The 15,664-nt window shown below is 33.8% G+C and carries 14 protein-coding genes, 1 other RNA gene and 2 pseudogenes; 5 read left to right on the forward strand and 12 right to left on the reverse strand.

The window, feature by feature from the left end:
* The first annotated feature begins 559 nt into the window (after window positions 1–559).
* Window positions 560–730, forward strand: coding sequence for a hypothetical protein (locus JFU50_RS24320; RefSeq protein ID WP_201180498.1), 171 nt, complete (start codon window positions 560–562; stop codon window positions 728–730).
* Between the two features lie 361 nt (window positions 731–1,091).
* On the opposite strand, the gene JFU50_RS24325 is transcribed toward JFU50_RS24320, so the two are convergent.
* Together JFU50_RS24325 and JFU50_RS24330 are read right to left on the reverse strand one after the other, a co-directional pair.
* Window positions 1,092–1,421, reverse strand: coding sequence for a hypothetical protein (locus JFU50_RS24325; RefSeq protein ID WP_201224539.1), 330 nt, complete (start codon window positions 1,419–1,421; stop codon window positions 1,092–1,094).
* A 281-nt stretch (window positions 1,422–1,702) separates the two neighbouring features.
* A complete protein-coding gene (locus JFU50_RS24330; RefSeq protein ID WP_201224541.1) occupies window positions 1,703–3,328 on the reverse strand; it encodes a family 14 glycosylhydrolase in 1,626 nt (541 codons plus the stop codon).
* A 589-nt stretch (window positions 3,329–3,917) separates the two neighbouring features.
* Here JFU50_RS24330 and JFU50_RS24335 point away from each other — a divergent pair.
* Complete coding sequence (locus JFU50_RS24335) at window positions 3,918–4,460, forward strand: ribonuclease H-like YkuK family protein (RefSeq protein WP_201180502.1); 543 nt, start codon at window positions 3,918–3,920, stop codon at window positions 4,458–4,460.
* A gap of 211 nt (window positions 4,461–4,671) precedes the next feature.
* Here JFU50_RS24335 and ssrS read toward each other — a convergent pair.
* From ssrS to JFU50_RS24350, 3 genes are all read right to left on the reverse strand, one after another.
* Window positions 4,672–4,858, reverse strand: a non-coding RNA gene (ssrS, locus tag JFU50_RS24340) — 6S RNA.
* Window positions 4,859–5,329: 471 nt separating this feature from the next.
* On the reverse strand, window positions 5,330–5,827 hold the full coding sequence (locus JFU50_RS24345; RefSeq protein WP_201224544.1) for an SRPBCC family protein: 498 nt from the start codon (window positions 5,825–5,827) through the stop codon (window positions 5,330–5,332).
* Between the two features lie 115 nt (window positions 5,828–5,942).
* Window positions 5,943–6,218, reverse strand: coding sequence for an ArsR/SmtB family transcription factor (locus JFU50_RS24350; protein ID WP_274608367.1), 276 nt, complete (start codon window positions 6,216–6,218; stop codon window positions 5,943–5,945).
* Window positions 6,219–6,710: 492 nt separating this feature from the next.
* Between JFU50_RS24350 and JFU50_RS24355 the strand changes: the two genes are divergently transcribed.
* A complete protein-coding gene (locus tag JFU50_RS24355) occupies window positions 6,711–7,244 on the forward strand; it encodes an IseA DL-endopeptidase inhibitor family protein (RefSeq protein ID WP_201224545.1) in 534 nt (177 codons plus the stop codon).
* A 235-nt stretch (window positions 7,245–7,479) separates the two neighbouring features.
* Here JFU50_RS24355 and JFU50_RS24360 read toward each other — a convergent pair whose 3' ends face one another.
* From JFU50_RS24360 to JFU50_RS24380, 5 genes and pseudogenes are all read right to left on the reverse strand, one after another.
* Window positions 7,480–8,199, reverse strand: a complete 720-nt coding sequence (locus JFU50_RS24360) for a lipoprotein BA_5634 family protein (RefSeq protein WP_201180507.1) — start codon at window positions 8,197–8,199, stop codon at window positions 7,480–7,482.
* Between the two features lie 37 nt (window positions 8,200–8,236).
* Window positions 8,237–10,164: pseudogene (locus tag JFU50_RS24365) on the reverse strand (FtsX-like permease family protein).
* Entirely contained in the window at window positions 10,139–10,909 is a 771-nt protein-coding gene (locus JFU50_RS24370; RefSeq protein ID WP_201225178.1) for an ABC transporter ATP-binding protein, read from the reverse strand. Before JFU50_RS24370 ends, JFU50_RS24365 begins: the two are co-directional and overlap by 26 nt.
* 144 nt (window positions 10,910–11,053) lie before the next feature.
* Window positions 11,054–12,040, reverse strand: a complete 987-nt coding sequence (locus JFU50_RS24375; protein WP_201224546.1) for a sensor histidine kinase — start codon at window positions 12,038–12,040, stop codon at window positions 11,054–11,056.
* Window positions 12,040–12,747 (reverse strand): response regulator transcription factor, encoded by a 708-nt coding sequence (locus tag JFU50_RS24380; protein WP_201224547.1) that lies wholly within the window; start codon window positions 12,745–12,747, stop codon window positions 12,040–12,042. Before JFU50_RS24380 ends, JFU50_RS24375 begins: the two co-directional genes overlap by 1 nt.
* 211 nt (window positions 12,748–12,958) lie before the next feature.
* Here JFU50_RS24380 and JFU50_RS32050 point away from each other — a divergent pair.
* Together JFU50_RS32050 and JFU50_RS24400 are read left to right on the forward strand one after the other, a co-directional pair.
* Window positions 12,959–13,788, forward strand: a pseudogene (locus tag JFU50_RS32050) (IS3 family transposase); the annotation flags it as partial.
* Between the two features lie 65 nt (window positions 13,789–13,853).
* On the forward strand, window positions 13,854–14,069 hold the full coding sequence (locus JFU50_RS24400; RefSeq protein ID WP_201254625.1) for a DL-endopeptidase inhibitor IseA family protein: 216 nt from the start codon (window positions 13,854–13,856) through the stop codon (window positions 14,067–14,069).
* Between the two features lie 170 nt (window positions 14,070–14,239).
* On the opposite strand, the gene JFU50_RS24405 is transcribed toward JFU50_RS24400, so the two are convergent.
* The gene (locus JFU50_RS24405) at window positions 14,240–15,232 is read right to left on the reverse strand and encodes an HAAS signaling domain-containing protein (RefSeq protein ID WP_201224551.1); all 993 of its coding nucleotides are present in this window, start codon (window positions 15,230–15,232) and stop codon (window positions 14,240–14,242) included.
* Window positions 15,219–15,566: a PadR family transcriptional regulator gene (locus JFU50_RS24410; RefSeq protein WP_201180513.1), complete on the reverse strand. Its 348-nt coding sequence runs from the start codon at window positions 15,564–15,566 to the stop codon at window positions 15,219–15,221. The genes JFU50_RS24405 and JFU50_RS24410 overlap by 14 nt, the downstream gene beginning before the upstream one ends.
* Window positions 15,567–15,664 lie beyond the last annotated feature (98 nt).

Consider the following 15,664-nt stretch of genomic DNA (forward strand, 5'->3'; position numbering starts at 1 on the left):
TGATATTAATATTTCTCCAATAAGAACTTGATACCTTTAATATCAAACATATTATTAGTGAAATCTGACACAGTTTTACATGTTGCAACAAATTATTTGCCGCTATTCTACAATAAATAAATCAACTTTATTGTAGTAGGTAGCCACGTCGCCACCCTTGCATCAGCACGTTTGCAAAATCTGTATATATGTAAATCGGGCTTAATGTCAAAAGCGTAATTACTATATAATTAAGTACCACATATTCACACTAAATACAGAAAGCTAAGCAACTAAAGTAAGAATAGCCCCTCTCACATTGAGAAGGGCTATTCAAACATTTCATATAATTTTCATTCACTTTTAGAAATAGCATCTGATTCTATTTAGTTTAGTTTAGAAAAGATTAACCTAGCAGGTGCCGATTTCAGAGAATTCCAACAGAAATAAATAGTCCGCATAGGCAATTGTATAATCCTAAAAAGTAAACTCTTCCTCGTATAAAATTAATGTAATTTTGGCAAATTGAGATTAATTAAATTGATATATGTCAATAATATTAAGAAAAGGAGTGAATAAAATGTCGATACAACAAACTAGGTCAATTAAACACCAAGTAGTCTCTGAAACAGAGAAGACCTTAAGGATGTTAGTGAAGAATGAAAATATGTCTCCAGAATTACAAGATTGCTATAAATTAGTGATTGGACACTTAAAACATACAATGGGCCATAAATATAACGGAAAGTAATGTTTGGTCATACTCACTATTTAGATTTAGTTCCGGATGTTTATTAGATTCAATTTCAACTTAAAGTCAATTTTTTTCGTTCAGTTTACTCCATTTCACTATCTTATACAAAAACCCTAATAATAGGAAAACGTTTGAAAGTCTATTTTCTTAGGTTCAGATATAGAATCCAATTCGAACATTTAGGGTGTTTTCCTAATTAAATTTCATAGGACAAAATTGTCTATTCATTGATTATTTGCCCAATTTAATTTCTAACAACTCAAAAAGCTAATATTACTCTATAGATGGAAAAATTTTAAAAAGCATTTCCTTAAAATTACAAGGCTTTATTTATGGCAGGTTCTGTTATCTTGTTCAACTAACGGTTCAGATTTGATTCCAAATGCTCCTCTAGAGACAAAATTCTAAACGCTAACTCTTGATTTAGGTCCAAGACCCCTATAACAATCTGATTATCTTCCGTTATTGTTACATATCTTAAGGTTTCATCACCTTGAATCCGAAAATTGGTTTCCAATGGTGTTTCCATCTTTGCAAAGACAGTATCTGTGTACGTAAGTGGAAGAAAATCATCTAAACCTTCTTCGGGGTTACCTAGCCACTTAAACATAAAATCTTTCAATGAAAGTTGTTCAATCGTCGATAGATGATTTTTAAATGTTAATTTGTCTATTGTTACCTTTTTCAACTTAACCACTCCTCAATATTAAATAAAGTTTATACGTATAAACTCCTAACATCAAGGGTATTACAATGACAAACGATTTACATTTTGATTACTAGCCAACTTAATAAGCCATCTATTCCAACCATTTACTAAGTATCTAATTACTTCTTCTTAAATCTTTTTTTTAAATAGTAAGGTATTTTTTTTCAAATTTCCAAATCGTATTTCACCATTCCCTCTAAACAGTAGCTTTGCCTACCTATCATTAGTACTCATTTTCTTTTAACTCCTTATATATTTATCTACCATGAGGTTTTGTAGTTTCCTTTACCATTCAAAGGAGTTTTATAGCTATTATTTTTACCATCTTGCCATGTAGTATTTCCATTTTCATCTTTTATGAGAAACTTGAATTCATAGAATCGATCTGCGGCTAAATGGAATGTTCCACTCCAGTTGCCTTCTGGATTTTGGGTTAGCTTATATTCGTAATCTGCAGGATTCCACCTGCCGATTTCTCCTCTATCACCAATCAAGTAAACACCCTGATTGGGTGAGACAGGTACATTTTCAACTGTGAATGTAACTGGAATAGACTTACCTTCTAATTTATCTGCCAGCATCCTAAACTCATTTGTTGGATTTCCTTCATCATCGAATAAATATGACATTCTAAGCAAGGTAAAGCCGTCAAAATCGTAGTTGAAAACCATTTCTGCTATATTATCGAAACCCCATTCATTATTGATAAGAGGAAGTGCATTTTCACCGTTTAAGGAAATTCCTTTCTTTTTAGCTAAAGTAGCGATTTGAGTCACTAACGTTTTAGGAGCGCTATAGTATGGTGCAGTATGGGCGTCGTAATCACCCATTTCTAAACAAGTAAACGTGAGGGCCAAATTAGACTTTTTAAACTGCTCAAGTAGTTGAGAGTAATTATAGTAACCAGCGCTATACTCTGCTGAATGCGGCATAACTGGATCATTCATTTTCCAATGGACACCTGAGATTTTAGCCCCAATTGGTACATTAAAAACTTTATCAAAATGTTTATGGGCAAATTTCGAAATTTTTGAAAGATGATTTTCAAGAGCTCCTTGATACCACTCCATAAAGTCGTTTCCAAATTGTGTGTCACTTGCTTCACCACTAGTAAAAAATTCATCCCCGTTACCTGGCGGTTGAATCTCATTCCATTTTTTATACTCTGTTCCCCAAGCAGCATTGAGTTTTTTAATAGTGGAATATTTTTCTTTCATGGTAAGCCTGAAATTCCGTTTCGCACCTTCTGTATAAACTTGAAGCTGTCCCCTCTCAGGATAGTTCCAACCGTCTGCATTTTGATAGGAGGGATATCTCAATTCCCCAGCTGGACCTGCACTTAGATAGATTTTGACAATTAGATCCTTTTTATCAGCAAAGTTCGTTGCAAAGGATTTGTACAATTCGTTGTATTGATCAGCTGTTCCATCCCACCATGGAGCAAGTACTTCTTTATTCCAGTAACCACTTTCACTCTTGAATGCCATGTTTTCGGCAGAATCTTTCTTCCAGAGCCAACTTGGGATGGGATAGTTACAATCATCACCCACATTACCACCACATTGATGCGTAGATAAAATGGGCACCCATTTTAAACCGGAAGCTTCCACTACCTCCCCATATTTTTTATAATAGGACCATTCAAACTTATTATCTTTTTTACTCTCGACTAATCCCCACCAGATATCTGTTGTTATTGCATATACTCCATTTTCCTTCAACTGAATCAATTCTGCTTTAAATGCTTCCCAATCTGTTATTTCACCCAATGGCGCCATCACATATAGCTTGTAATCTGGTTTTACTTCTGCAAAGCCAGGTGAAGTACTTGATAAAGGAACAAAATACAGCATAAAGGTAAACATTCCAATAGATAATTTTTTCAAAAAACCACACCTTCCCTTATTGATAATAGAATCCGAGACTTAGTAATAAAATCAGAAATAAGGTTCATGATGTGATAACGTTTTCATTTTCGTGAAAAATAAAGTTGACCTTTACAAAAAAGTATATTTCACTTGGAAATATTTATCAATTATTTTTTCGGGAAAGAAAGGGAAATATCCGTCTCGCTAAGCAGGGACTTCAGGAATTCATAACTCCTCAAAAAGAAAAACTGGATAGTCCTAAAAAAGACTATCCAGAAAAAAATTCCTAATGGATCTCTTTCTATGTATGTTTAGTTAGGGATATATATTTTCGAACCGTTAACGATTCAAACTATTAATGAGCTTCATCAGCAAATGTCATTAATAGATTGGATCGGTATCTCTCAATTAGAATTTTCATTAAGGATTTTGCATTCTTAATAAGAGCTATTTCTTACATTTCCTTTTATTGATGACTACATCTTCATTTGAGGGTTGGTTCTACTCACTGCACGAAACAAGAACTTACTTCATATGATGTGTTATTGGCGGGGAGTAGATATGGAACAATCAGTATTATAGCCAAGGAAAGGTTGGGTGCAACAATATGAGGCAATATCCAATTCATAACATTCCATTTCAAAATCTTCAGGAAAAAAACATGTCATTTGAAGAGGTATTCGATCATATTGTAAAGTTCATGAAATTAAATCCATCTGGTAACTATCGATTGATGGTCGGTACTGATTCTCAAGTACATAAAAAACATACGGTTTTCATTACAGGCATTGTGATACAGCAGGTCGGGAATGGTGTGTGGGCTTGTATAAGAAAAGTGACGATTCCTAGAAGGATGACCCAATTACATGAACGTATTTCCCATGAATTGTCGTTAACTGAGGAGATTGTATCCATGTTTACGGAAGAAAGAAAAAATCAGTTAATCGATATTGTACTGCCTGCTGTATATCAAGGGGCAACGTTCATCATGGAGGGCCACATTGATATCGGGATTGGAAAACGGAACAAAACAAGTGAGTTTGTAAAAGAAATGGTAGCTAGGATGGAATCCATGGGAGTGGAACCCAAAATTAAACCCAATGCTTTCGTTGCCTCAAGTTATGCCAATCGGTATACAAAGCAAGAATAAATGTTGCTAATAAACAACACGTACGGTACCAAGCTGTAAACTATGGAAAAAATGTAAGACGGTTGAAAATAAATATATTAGTTCAATATAGGTTCGATATTATCGGTTCGGTTCTTCAGACTACAAAGCGATACATACAATTCCGATAGTACGTTGTGAAAAAAACAGCAAAAAACCGGCCTCAGACCGAGACCGGTTTCAACATTTAAAGATGTAAGCCGCCATTGCCGTATTCAGTAAGAAAGTTTTAAACCACCACTCCTCAAAGTGGGTGTTTGCAGAAACAATCCTGTTGTCCAAGTCAATGACAAGGCATAACATTCCTGTTTCAATATAAAACTCCCTATTACAGCTTAAAGGTTAAAACTTAATAATCATTACGAACAGCGCAGACTTGTATACTTATATTACCTAAACTCCGCTCATTCCACAATGTAAACAATTACCATTATCTAAAAAGATTCAGCAAAGCCCTATACAACCTAAAAATAGCTACGAATGAATTGAACATTTGTAAATCAAAATATCGGTAAATTCCCATTTTTACTAACTTAAATGATCACTGTCTCAAAAGTTTATGTAACACCCATTCGATAAAAATATATTTATATTGAAATAAACGATTGATTAAAAAAACCTATATAATCCCCATGTTTTTTCTTGAAGGTGTAATCCTGTTTTTTTGTCAGAAAAGGTGGCTGGCTACTGATATAATAGAATCTATTAAAAAAGGTCAACCAGTAATTTTTACTGGTCGACCTTATAATACGAACTATCCGATAGTTAAACAAGCACCTTATTTTCTATTGCATTATTGCGTAATTCTGAAATAAAAGCACGAGCGAAAGTAGACGCTCGGTGAATGTAATTTAAGATGGATAATTAATTTTACCAGTTTCTACTAATTTTTTTAACCCTTCAAACATATAACCCCAACCTTGTTCAGTTTGACTATTATATTCATCATGTGCTTTTTCAATGTCTTCCTCAGTCCAACCTTCTTCGTGAGGAACGACAATCAATTGTGTGAAGGTCATCTCGCAGCCATTTTCAAAAGGATTAATTTCAACGGTAATCCTGTCCTCCGTATCACTGAATTGAGGCATTTTAAATGTGAAAACTAATTTACTTGGTGAGTCAACTTCTATGTACTTACCAACTGCCCTGTAATCTTTACCTTCTCTATGGTCGACAATTTCCCAGGAGCCACCTACAATAGGCTCATTGTTTGCCACTTTATTCGTTGATTCCATTGTAAAAAACCATTTTCTCATCATTTCTGGGCTCAGCCAAGCGTCAAATATTCTTTCCGCAGGGACATCAAAACGACGAATCATAGTAAGTGTTGTGGTTGATGTATTAACCATCTTTATCAACCTTTCCTAAATAAGTTAATTATAAAATTGTACTAATAATCTAATGTTCTTCCTTTTTGGCTTTATTTAGCTCACGTTCAAGAACATCAAACTGCCTGTTCCAAAATCACTCATAAAAACGAAGCCATTCTATAACGGATGATAACGAATCGGGATTTAGACGACATATATATGTTCTCCCTTTCGTTGTCTTATTAAGTAATTCTGTCCGTTCTAAAACTTTGATATGCTTAGAAATTGCTGCTAAAGACATATCAATAGGTGCTGCCAGTTCTGAAACTGTTCGGTCATTAGAAGCAATAAGACGAACTATTTCTCTTCGAGTTGGGTCAGCCAAAGCTTGGAAAATATTATCTAGGTAATCATTATCTTGTTCAACCAAATGGTTAACTATAATGGATTAAACTAAATAACTCAACCATTTGGTTAAATAAGATCTTTGTGCCTTTTATTTTTAACAGATTCGTGTAATGTATAACATCAACTCTTTATTTCACTATCTTGCTTACGTTAGGTCAACAAGAAAAGCGATTTATTCCGATAACTGCCTAATATAGCGGAAGCTCTTCTATATAATGTAAGTTCCTCATAGAATAAGCGATGGATGATAAATAAATACTTAGCTGTAAGCTAAATTGGATTGCAACTCTTAAATCATTCCCTTTTCTTTATGTAGATAGGGTAAACGCTACTTTTGAAAGAAATAATATGAACAAATTATGTATACTCCAATAAAAACTAAAAATATATTATGAAATTACTAAAATTTCTCTTTTACTAATGTCGATCTTGTTGTAATATAAATGTAACAATTGTAATATTAATTGCGCTATTGTTACATAATTATCCTAATTAGAGATTGGGGAGAGAAAGTATGAAAAAATTTTCAGGTATGCTATTATCAATCATCATTCTTTTTTGTACAATGAGTACCGTAGTTACAGCACAAAATACATCACAGAATTTATCTGACAAAAATGCATTAAAGATAGCCGATAAAGCCAGCAATCATTTCTGGAATGCATTACATGGATACACTAATCAATCCTGTTCACAAAAAACATTTAATTATAAAGGTACAGAGTATTCTTACCTTTGCCAAGAATTTAATACTAAAGACAAGCTAGTTAAATACTTAACTGAAACATTTACTAATAGTGCAGTAGAAAAAGGGCTGACAAAGTATAAATATATTACGTATAAAGGAAAATTAGCTCGTCCTATAGGAGACGGCGACAGCATGTTAGAGTGGAGAAAAGCGAAAATTAAATTGGTCTATCAAAAACCGAACGTTAAATCCTATAATTTAACGGTCCCTACAGTCGACGGTGATTCGGTTAAAAGAACAGTTACTTTTTATAAGTCCGGATCCAAGTGGAAAGTTAATCAGTTCGATGCAGTTCAATAAGTTAATGGCTTTGATGAAAAACCTCTTATGCAGTAAACATAAGAGGTTTTTCATTTGCATGTTTCCCCGCGAGTTCAGATTCCCCATCACCACACTATTTAAAAGCTTCATATTAAGAACTGATTTAATGGATTATATAAATGAAACAGACTTTAATATTACATCTCATAAATAGTCATACGAATCAACATAATTATTTATGAGGCCCGTAAAACATAATTTAGCAATGAAGTTTTTACTTTTCAAGAAAGGAAATGCTCTTCAAATGCTTCACATGTTCTTTTATATCTTTAGTTAATCTTAACCATTCTGTTTTGGTTTTTAATGCATCAGAATCACTTGCATCAGGAGCTATTACTTCGTCTCTAAGACTTCCATAGGTCTTCTTGAGGTGTAAAGTCGCCATACTTGTTTCTGGTACAGGAATTTTATTAAACATCTCGTCACTAACTATGGCAATCACAGTTTCGAAACTTGGGTCTGGGATATATCCGAACCAAGCTGGATCATCATGTTGTGCTTTAAATTTAATATCATTCATCGTAACTTCCTTTAAACGTTTTACATTTTCCGAGCTATCGTATCGTGATAATAGCAATGCGGTATCTTTTTCAACATCGGGTAAAGATTGAATGGAATAAGAATCAGAAAAAGTAGGAGATTTCACATTCTTTGGTCGACGTAACAATCCTTGTTTTACAAGCTCTTCAGCTGTATCTCTCTTCAAAATTAACGTATTTAAATCTTCGATTGTAGATTGTTTAATTTTATATACGGCATTTGATTGAATTTTATTTTTATATTGATTAACTATGTCTTGTAATGGTTGTTCGTTACCTATCAGTAACATCCCATTTCTAGTCTGGGTTTCGTGCTTATTATCGAATAGTGAACAAGCACTCAAAAGAGAAATAGCCATTACTCCAATGATGCATATACGAATTATTTTCTTCATTTTACATTCTCCTCAATTAAATATATTGGACAACAATTCACATGGTTTTTTTATACAAATATCGAAGGTAACGCCAACGAATCACAAAAAAGTATACAATTTGTAAGAACATAAAGGATACAAGTATAACAAAAGAATCAGTTACAATAGAAAACGAAACTAGATTTTGTAGTGCAGTAAAGGCAACAATACTATGAACTACAGCTATTGTAATTGGTAAAAAGAACATGATACAGAGCTGACGTGTTATGATCTTTTTTAACTCGTTTTGAGTTAAACCAACTTTCGCAATCGTCTTGTATTGTTGTTGGTCCCTTTCTAGGTCTGTATATAGACGTGAGTATAGAAAACTTGCAGCAAAGGTAAAAAACACAATTCCAACTAATGCGCTGATAATGAGTAACATTCCGTTTTCTTGTTTGTCAGACAACCATTGCAATACTAGAGAGTTAAGATAATATTTTCCTTCTTCATCCAGTGGGATAGAGTGCTGTAATTGACTGGCAACTTCTTTGGATTTCTCCCAATCTTTCACAGCAAATACATGGTACTTTGGTAACCCCATTGCATTCAGGCTCATGTTTGGAATTTTTTCATACATGCTGTCAGAAACTACAACCATCGTTTTTCCAGTATCTTTTTCATTCCATCCTATATAGGATACCGTTTTCTTAATATGAAACTGAATATCCATATTTCCTTGCAATAAATCAATTGTTTTAATGACGTCTTCTTTATTTCTAAATTTTGTTTGCTGTGAAACTGTTGTTGGCACTATAATAGCTTCATCGTCATTTCTGAGTGTTTCTTTTGGATGCCCAAGTGCATTGGCAACGCTGTTAAAATCTGCCAAACTAAAAATAATAAGATCATTTTCGGTCTCTTTTGGAGTGGCAGTACCTTCATGATAGGAAAAACGAGCCTCTGACAACTGTTTTTTAATTTCTGAAACATGTGTTTCTTCTTGCTTGTTTTCAGGAGAGGATTGATAAGTAAAAGCAAATGGGTTGGTCATTTCAGCTAATCCTGGATTTCCCAGAGACATAAAAGTTCCAATCCCTGTGAACGAAACAGCTGAAATAATCGCTACCATAAAAAACATAATGGCATTATCTTTCATACGATATATTAATTCTGAAATTGTAAGTAGGTTGAGTTTTTTAAGAAGATGGATTCCTTACGTTTCAATATATACAACATATACACACTCAATTGAGTAAATAAGAAATATGTTCCTATTACAACCAACACTACGCCTATTGGAATCAAAACGAGCAAATTCTGATGCAAAGTAAAATAAAACTCTACTGCATACCCTACAACGATTAATATAATTGCCAGCAAAGAAAGTACAATAGATGCTTTAGGTTCTGGTTTTGGTTTTTCTTCAGACAGTAAAAGTTCAATTAGTTGTCCTACTTTCACTATTCTAGAAGTTAATAAAGCAATGGATAGAAACAACAGTAAAAAAGCTCCGACAGTCATTAAGATTGCTTTTATTGGTATATAAAACGCTAATCCTTTATGGATCGCAAAAATGTTAGCGCATATTATTAAAACAAGTTTAGCCAAAATAAGACCGACCGTAATCCCACATATAATAGCAGCCATTCCAATTAGCATATTTTCAATGAATAACAGTTGATGCAATTGTCTAGGTGACATACCTTGAATCATTAGAAGTCCAAATTCTTTTTTTCTCACTTTTAAGAATGCACTTACAGAGTATAAGAGGAAGAAAAATGAGAAGATAAATATTAAATATTGAGATGTCTGCATCCCTATCTTTCCTAGTATATTTATTGTTGCACTTATAGTAGTCAGTTCACCCTGCAGGTCAGGATGGAATACTAGTAGTGCGTATATAAAAAAAACCATCACAGAAAATGCGCTACTCAAGAAGTGAGCAACATATGTGCGCTTGTTTCGAATAATATTATTAAACGCGAACTGCCGAAAAGTCATTCCCACGTCCCCCTAATAACGATAAAACATCTAGAATTTTTTGATAAAACACTTTACGACTATCTCCACAATAAATTTCATTGTACAGCTTTCCATCTTTAATAAATACAATACGATCGCAATAACTTGCAGCCATCGCATCATGTGTCACAAGCATCATTGTTGTACCCAACTCTTTATTGAGTTTTGAAAATTGTTCCATCACATCACTTGCAGATTGTGAATCCAAGTTTCCTGTGGGTTCATCTGCTAGTAATAATTTCGGATTATGAATAATTGCACGTGCAATAGCCGTTCGCTGTGCTTGTCCGCCAGAAATTTCATACGTACGCTTATTTAAGATATCTGTAATCCCTAATTTTCCAGCAATAGATGCCACACGTTGATTCATTTCTTGAGGGGGTACCCCATCTAACGTAAGCGGTAGAATAATATTTTCTTTTACTGTTAATGTGTTTAATAAGTTAAACGATTGAAACACAAATCCTAATTCCCGTCTTCTAAATAAAGCTAATTGATTTATTGGCAACTGATGTGGACTTTCTCCATCAATGATAACTTCCCCTGAAGTAGGGGTATCAATAGTTGAAATCATATTTAGTAGTGTTGTTTTACCACTCCCAGATGGCCCCATAATTCCTACAAACTCGCCTTTATTTATCTTTAAATCAATATTAGACAGGGCTGTATAGGAAACATCCCCCTTATATATTTTACTTACATCGTAAACATTTAGTATTCCCATAGCATTCTCACCTTTCATTTCTGGTTGTTTATATTATAAAGTGTAACCAATTTTTCTTTTCTCTCATATCGAACTTCCTAACATTTATCTAACAACTTTGTAAGATTCAAAAAAAATACCGATAAATGATATTTCATTCATCGGCTAATGATATGCATAAGGGAATACAAGTTGAACTGTTGTTCCCTCTCCTATTTTAGATTCCAATTTAATTTCATGATGTAATTTAGTACATACTTCTTGTGAAAGATATAATCCCATTCCTGTCGATTCTTTAAATTTCCGACCGTTTTCTCCTGTATAAAATGGTCGGAACACGCGCGGTAAATCAGAAGCTATGATTCCCACACCTCGATCTTTCACTTCTAAAATAACTGTACGTTTGTTGATAAAGGCTGAAATTGTAATTTTTTCTTTGCTTCCTGTTGAATATTTAATCGCATTTGAAAGAAGTTGGTTAAGAATAAATCGAAACCATTTCTTATCTGTTTCTACTGTAAGATCTGGATCTACTTTTACTTCTGGGTAGACATCACTACGTATAAAATAACGTTTATTTTCATGAATGACAGAATCAATCATTTTCAGCAATGATACCCTCTCTACAATGAAATCTTGTTCAAATGTCTCTAGTCGAGCAAGATATAGCACAGTTTCTAATCCTTTTTTGATTCGCTCCGTTTCTTCCATTATACTATCAAATTCGGAACCTTCAGTTGCCTGTGTAATTAATTCAATGACAGAAAGAGGCGTTTTCATTTGATGAACCCATTGGTTCATAAAGGTAAGTTGTTCCTGGTGTTTTCGTTCCCATTTTTTTAATTGTTTTTGATAATGACGATATTGGACTTGTAGTAATGTATCTAACGCTGTTGATAAAGGAGTGAAATCCCTCTCCCTTATTGATTCACTTAGTGTATCCATTGGATTTGATAAACTTGTATAAAATGATCGATGACTACAATATCGATATACAAGGTATACAATTAATAAGCAAACACCGAGAAACAATGTATATAATACAATCGATACATGAGAAAAACCATCCAGCCAATATATTAAAAGGATGATGAATGATTGAATCATTGAAATACAAATAAGTGGGATATGTTCTCTTAAAAATAATTTCATTACTGGTTATCACCCTTTGTCCAAGTAGTATTCAAGCGATATCCGGCACCACGAACAGTTTCTAGTACATCACCAACTCCTAAATATTGTAATTTTTTTCGAACTCGACCGATATTGACACTTAACGTATTTTCATCTACATATGTATGAACGTCCCAAAGCTCTTCTAAAATTGCTTCACGTTTTACAAGGATAGGGGACTTTATTAATAACATTTCTAGTAATAATGTTTCTTTTTTTGTAAGTGTAACAACTTTTTCTTCCAATCGAAGTTCCATCCTTTCAGGAAAAAGGGTTAATCCAGATTTTTCAACTACACGTTCCGTTACTTTAGGTGCATATTCACCATACGCCCTTCTTAATTGACTACGAATTTTAGACATTACCACTTCATAGTAAAATGGTTTTGTAATATAGTCATCACCACCATTTTCTAAGGCCATCACTTGATCCATCTCTCCACTCCTTGCAGATAGAAATATAATTGGACAAGTAGAAATAGCTCGTATTTGGCGGCACCAATAAAAACCGTCAAAATTAGGCAGATTTATATCTAATAGCACTAAATCTGGTTTAATCTTTTGAAATGTATCTAAGATATTTTCAAAATCCTCTATAATAACACTTTGATATCCGTATTTTTTAATATGAATTCGCAGTAATTCAGCGATTTTTATATCATCTTCTACAATCATGATTGTATTCATATTGTACTCACCTCTAATTTAAGTGTGATTTTTAATGTTCGTTTGGCTTTTTATATTTAATTTTTAAGTTAATTTATAAAAGAGATAATATCTTACATACACCCTTAAATGCAATTAATATCAAATAAAGCGTATATCGTGGAGTTAGTATAGTTTCATGGACACATTTTAGTTAAGTCCTTACAATGATTTTTGAGAGGATGTGTCCGTCTTGGAACGTAAGAATACAGGTAAAAAATATAATAATGAATTCAAGAAGACTATTGTAGATCTTTATTACTCGGGTAATTCGGTCAAAGAATTAAGCGGCGAATATGGCGTATCAGAAGTTACCATTTATAAATGGGTTAAAGAATTTACCCCTATCAGTTTAGGGGAAGAGTCTATGACTCCAAAGGAATTAGCCGCCATACAGAAGGAAAACCTTCGGTTAAAGCAAGAAGTTGAAATCTTAAAAAAGGCTATGGCCATATTCGCGAAAAAGTAACCGAGACAGTTCTTACCGAATTTATTGAGGAACACAAGAAACAATATCCCATACAAAAAATGTGTGAAATACTAGACATCCCAAGAAGCAGCCATTATCAGTCCCTTCAAATAGTCTTATCAAACAGGAAAACCAAGTACTCACGAAGGAAATTCATCTCATTTACCAGGAAAGCAATGGAACGATATGGGGCTCCAAATATTCATGAAAGCTTATTATCCAAAGGGTTTTCCCTAAGTCTAAAGCGTGTTCAACGTTTAATGAGCAAGGCGAGAATTCGTTCTATTACTAAGAAAAAATACCGTCCCTATCCATCTAAAGAAAAGGTTATTTAATTGGATAATTTGTTAAAACGAGACTTCACTACTCAGACCATTAATGAGAAATGGGTAGCAGATATTACGTATATCCACACGTTAAAAGACGGATGGTGTTATTTAGCTTCGGTATTGGACCTTCATTCTAAGAAAATAGTAGGGTATTCATTTTCTCGTTCAATGACGACAGAACTGGTCATAAAAGCTTTCAATAACGCACACACTTCACAAAAGCCCTTGGAGATTTAACTGAAACATTTACTAATAGTGCAGTAGAAAAAGGGCTGACAAAGTATAAATATATTACGTATAAAGGAAAATTAGCTCGTCCTATAGGGGACGGCGACAGCATGTTAGAATGGCGGAAAGCAAAAATTAAATTGGTCTCTCAAAAACTAAACGTTAGATCTTATAAATTAATTGTTCCTACTGTTGATGGTGACACCGTAAACCGAATTGTTACCTTTTACAAGTCAGGATCTACTTGGAAAGTAAATCAGTTCGATGCAGTTCAATAAGAAAATAGCAAAAATGAAACACCTCTTATCCAAATAGTTAAAACTATATTGGATAAGAGGTGTATTTTTTATGAGAACTACCATTTGAATGGATAATTCTTTATATAGGCTCATATTTGTGTATGGCGCGGAACCTCACTTCTAATAAAGCACAGCAAGTATGCTGTGTATTAACGGATTTTTGCTTTTCGAAAGCCTTTATAGGATTCCAAGACTGTAAAAAATACATCGATTAGTATGACTCCCCAGTAAATCGAGCTTTTCCATTCATTGATAGAAAATAGATTCGAGATATACGTAATGAATTCGTGGGTGAATAAATTCGGATTACTGATGATGATGATAAATGTTATAGTGGATAGTAGCTGATAAATGGCATTGATCAAGGCAAGTTTTAGCGTCCATTGTCCTACGAGTAACTTGTAAATAGCCAAGATGACACCCAAGATAATGATGCAAAAAATCAGCGGCCAATAGGAATTCAAGACATCTTGATTAAAAGAGGGTGTCACAAAAATGAGGCCGTTATTTCTTCCTTCATAGACACCTAAGAGGTTGGCTGCGTTGAAATAAACGACAGCGAATATTGAGATAGCTAACAAACTTCCGAAAATCTCAATCTTAGGAATTACTTTTTTCTTAGAAATGTTCGGAATATGTTTTAAATCCTCTGGAGTCCATCGTTTCAAACTTTTTGTTAAAGGCATCTGATCCTTTGAAGTATCTGTGCGTTCTAAAATGGCAAATAAAAGCGTTAACCAAAAAAACACTTGGATACCTGTACTGATGATCCCTGCTATCCCTTTTCCTATTAACATGATAACTACTTCTATAATCGTTTTTTCACCAATATCTCCAAACACATTTTCTCCTATAAGTGCAATCAAGGAAATTACGGCTGCGATTGGTAAAATCATTTTTAATAGACTGATATATACATCATAATAACGTGGTCCAATCAAGTGCATCGGCCGATCTCGATAACCACTTGCCAGTGTAACCGGATCTCCTAATTTTAAAAGGACCTCTTTCACGTCTTGCTCGGTATAATCGTCTGGAAGCATATCTTCGATTGTAGACTGAAGCTCAAGCGCAATATCCTCTCGGTTTTTCTCTGGTAGTCTGCGGGTAACTTCCTGAATATAAAGTTCAATCAGTTCCATCGTCTTCCTCTCCTTTTAATAAAATATAAAGCTCCTGAGATGTTTTTTCCCATTCCTTCTTTAGTTGAATGAAAATTTCGTTTCCATAATCGCTTAAAATATAATACTTACGCGGTCTGCTCTCTGTAGTATCCCAGCTACTAGTCACCAATTCCTGTTTTTCCAGGCGTCGAAGCAATGGATATAATGTACTTTGATCAATGGTAATTCCCGACTTCTCTAATCGTTGGACAAGCGAATAACCATATTGGGGTTTTTTGAGCTGACTTAGAACTGCTAACGTCAAAGTTCCTCTGCGAAGCTCTGTTGTTAATGAATTCAATAAAGTGCTCACCCACTCACCTCTTCTCTATACTATGTGACGTACACTATACTTTATACTATGTATCATACACTATTATAGTTCCTACACCAACAAAAAATGTAAATATT

It is taken from the genome of Peribacillus sp. TH14 (assembly GCF_016651145.1).
Classification (GTDB): Bacteria; Bacillota; Bacilli; order Bacillales; family DSM-1321; genus Peribacillus; species Peribacillus butanolivorans.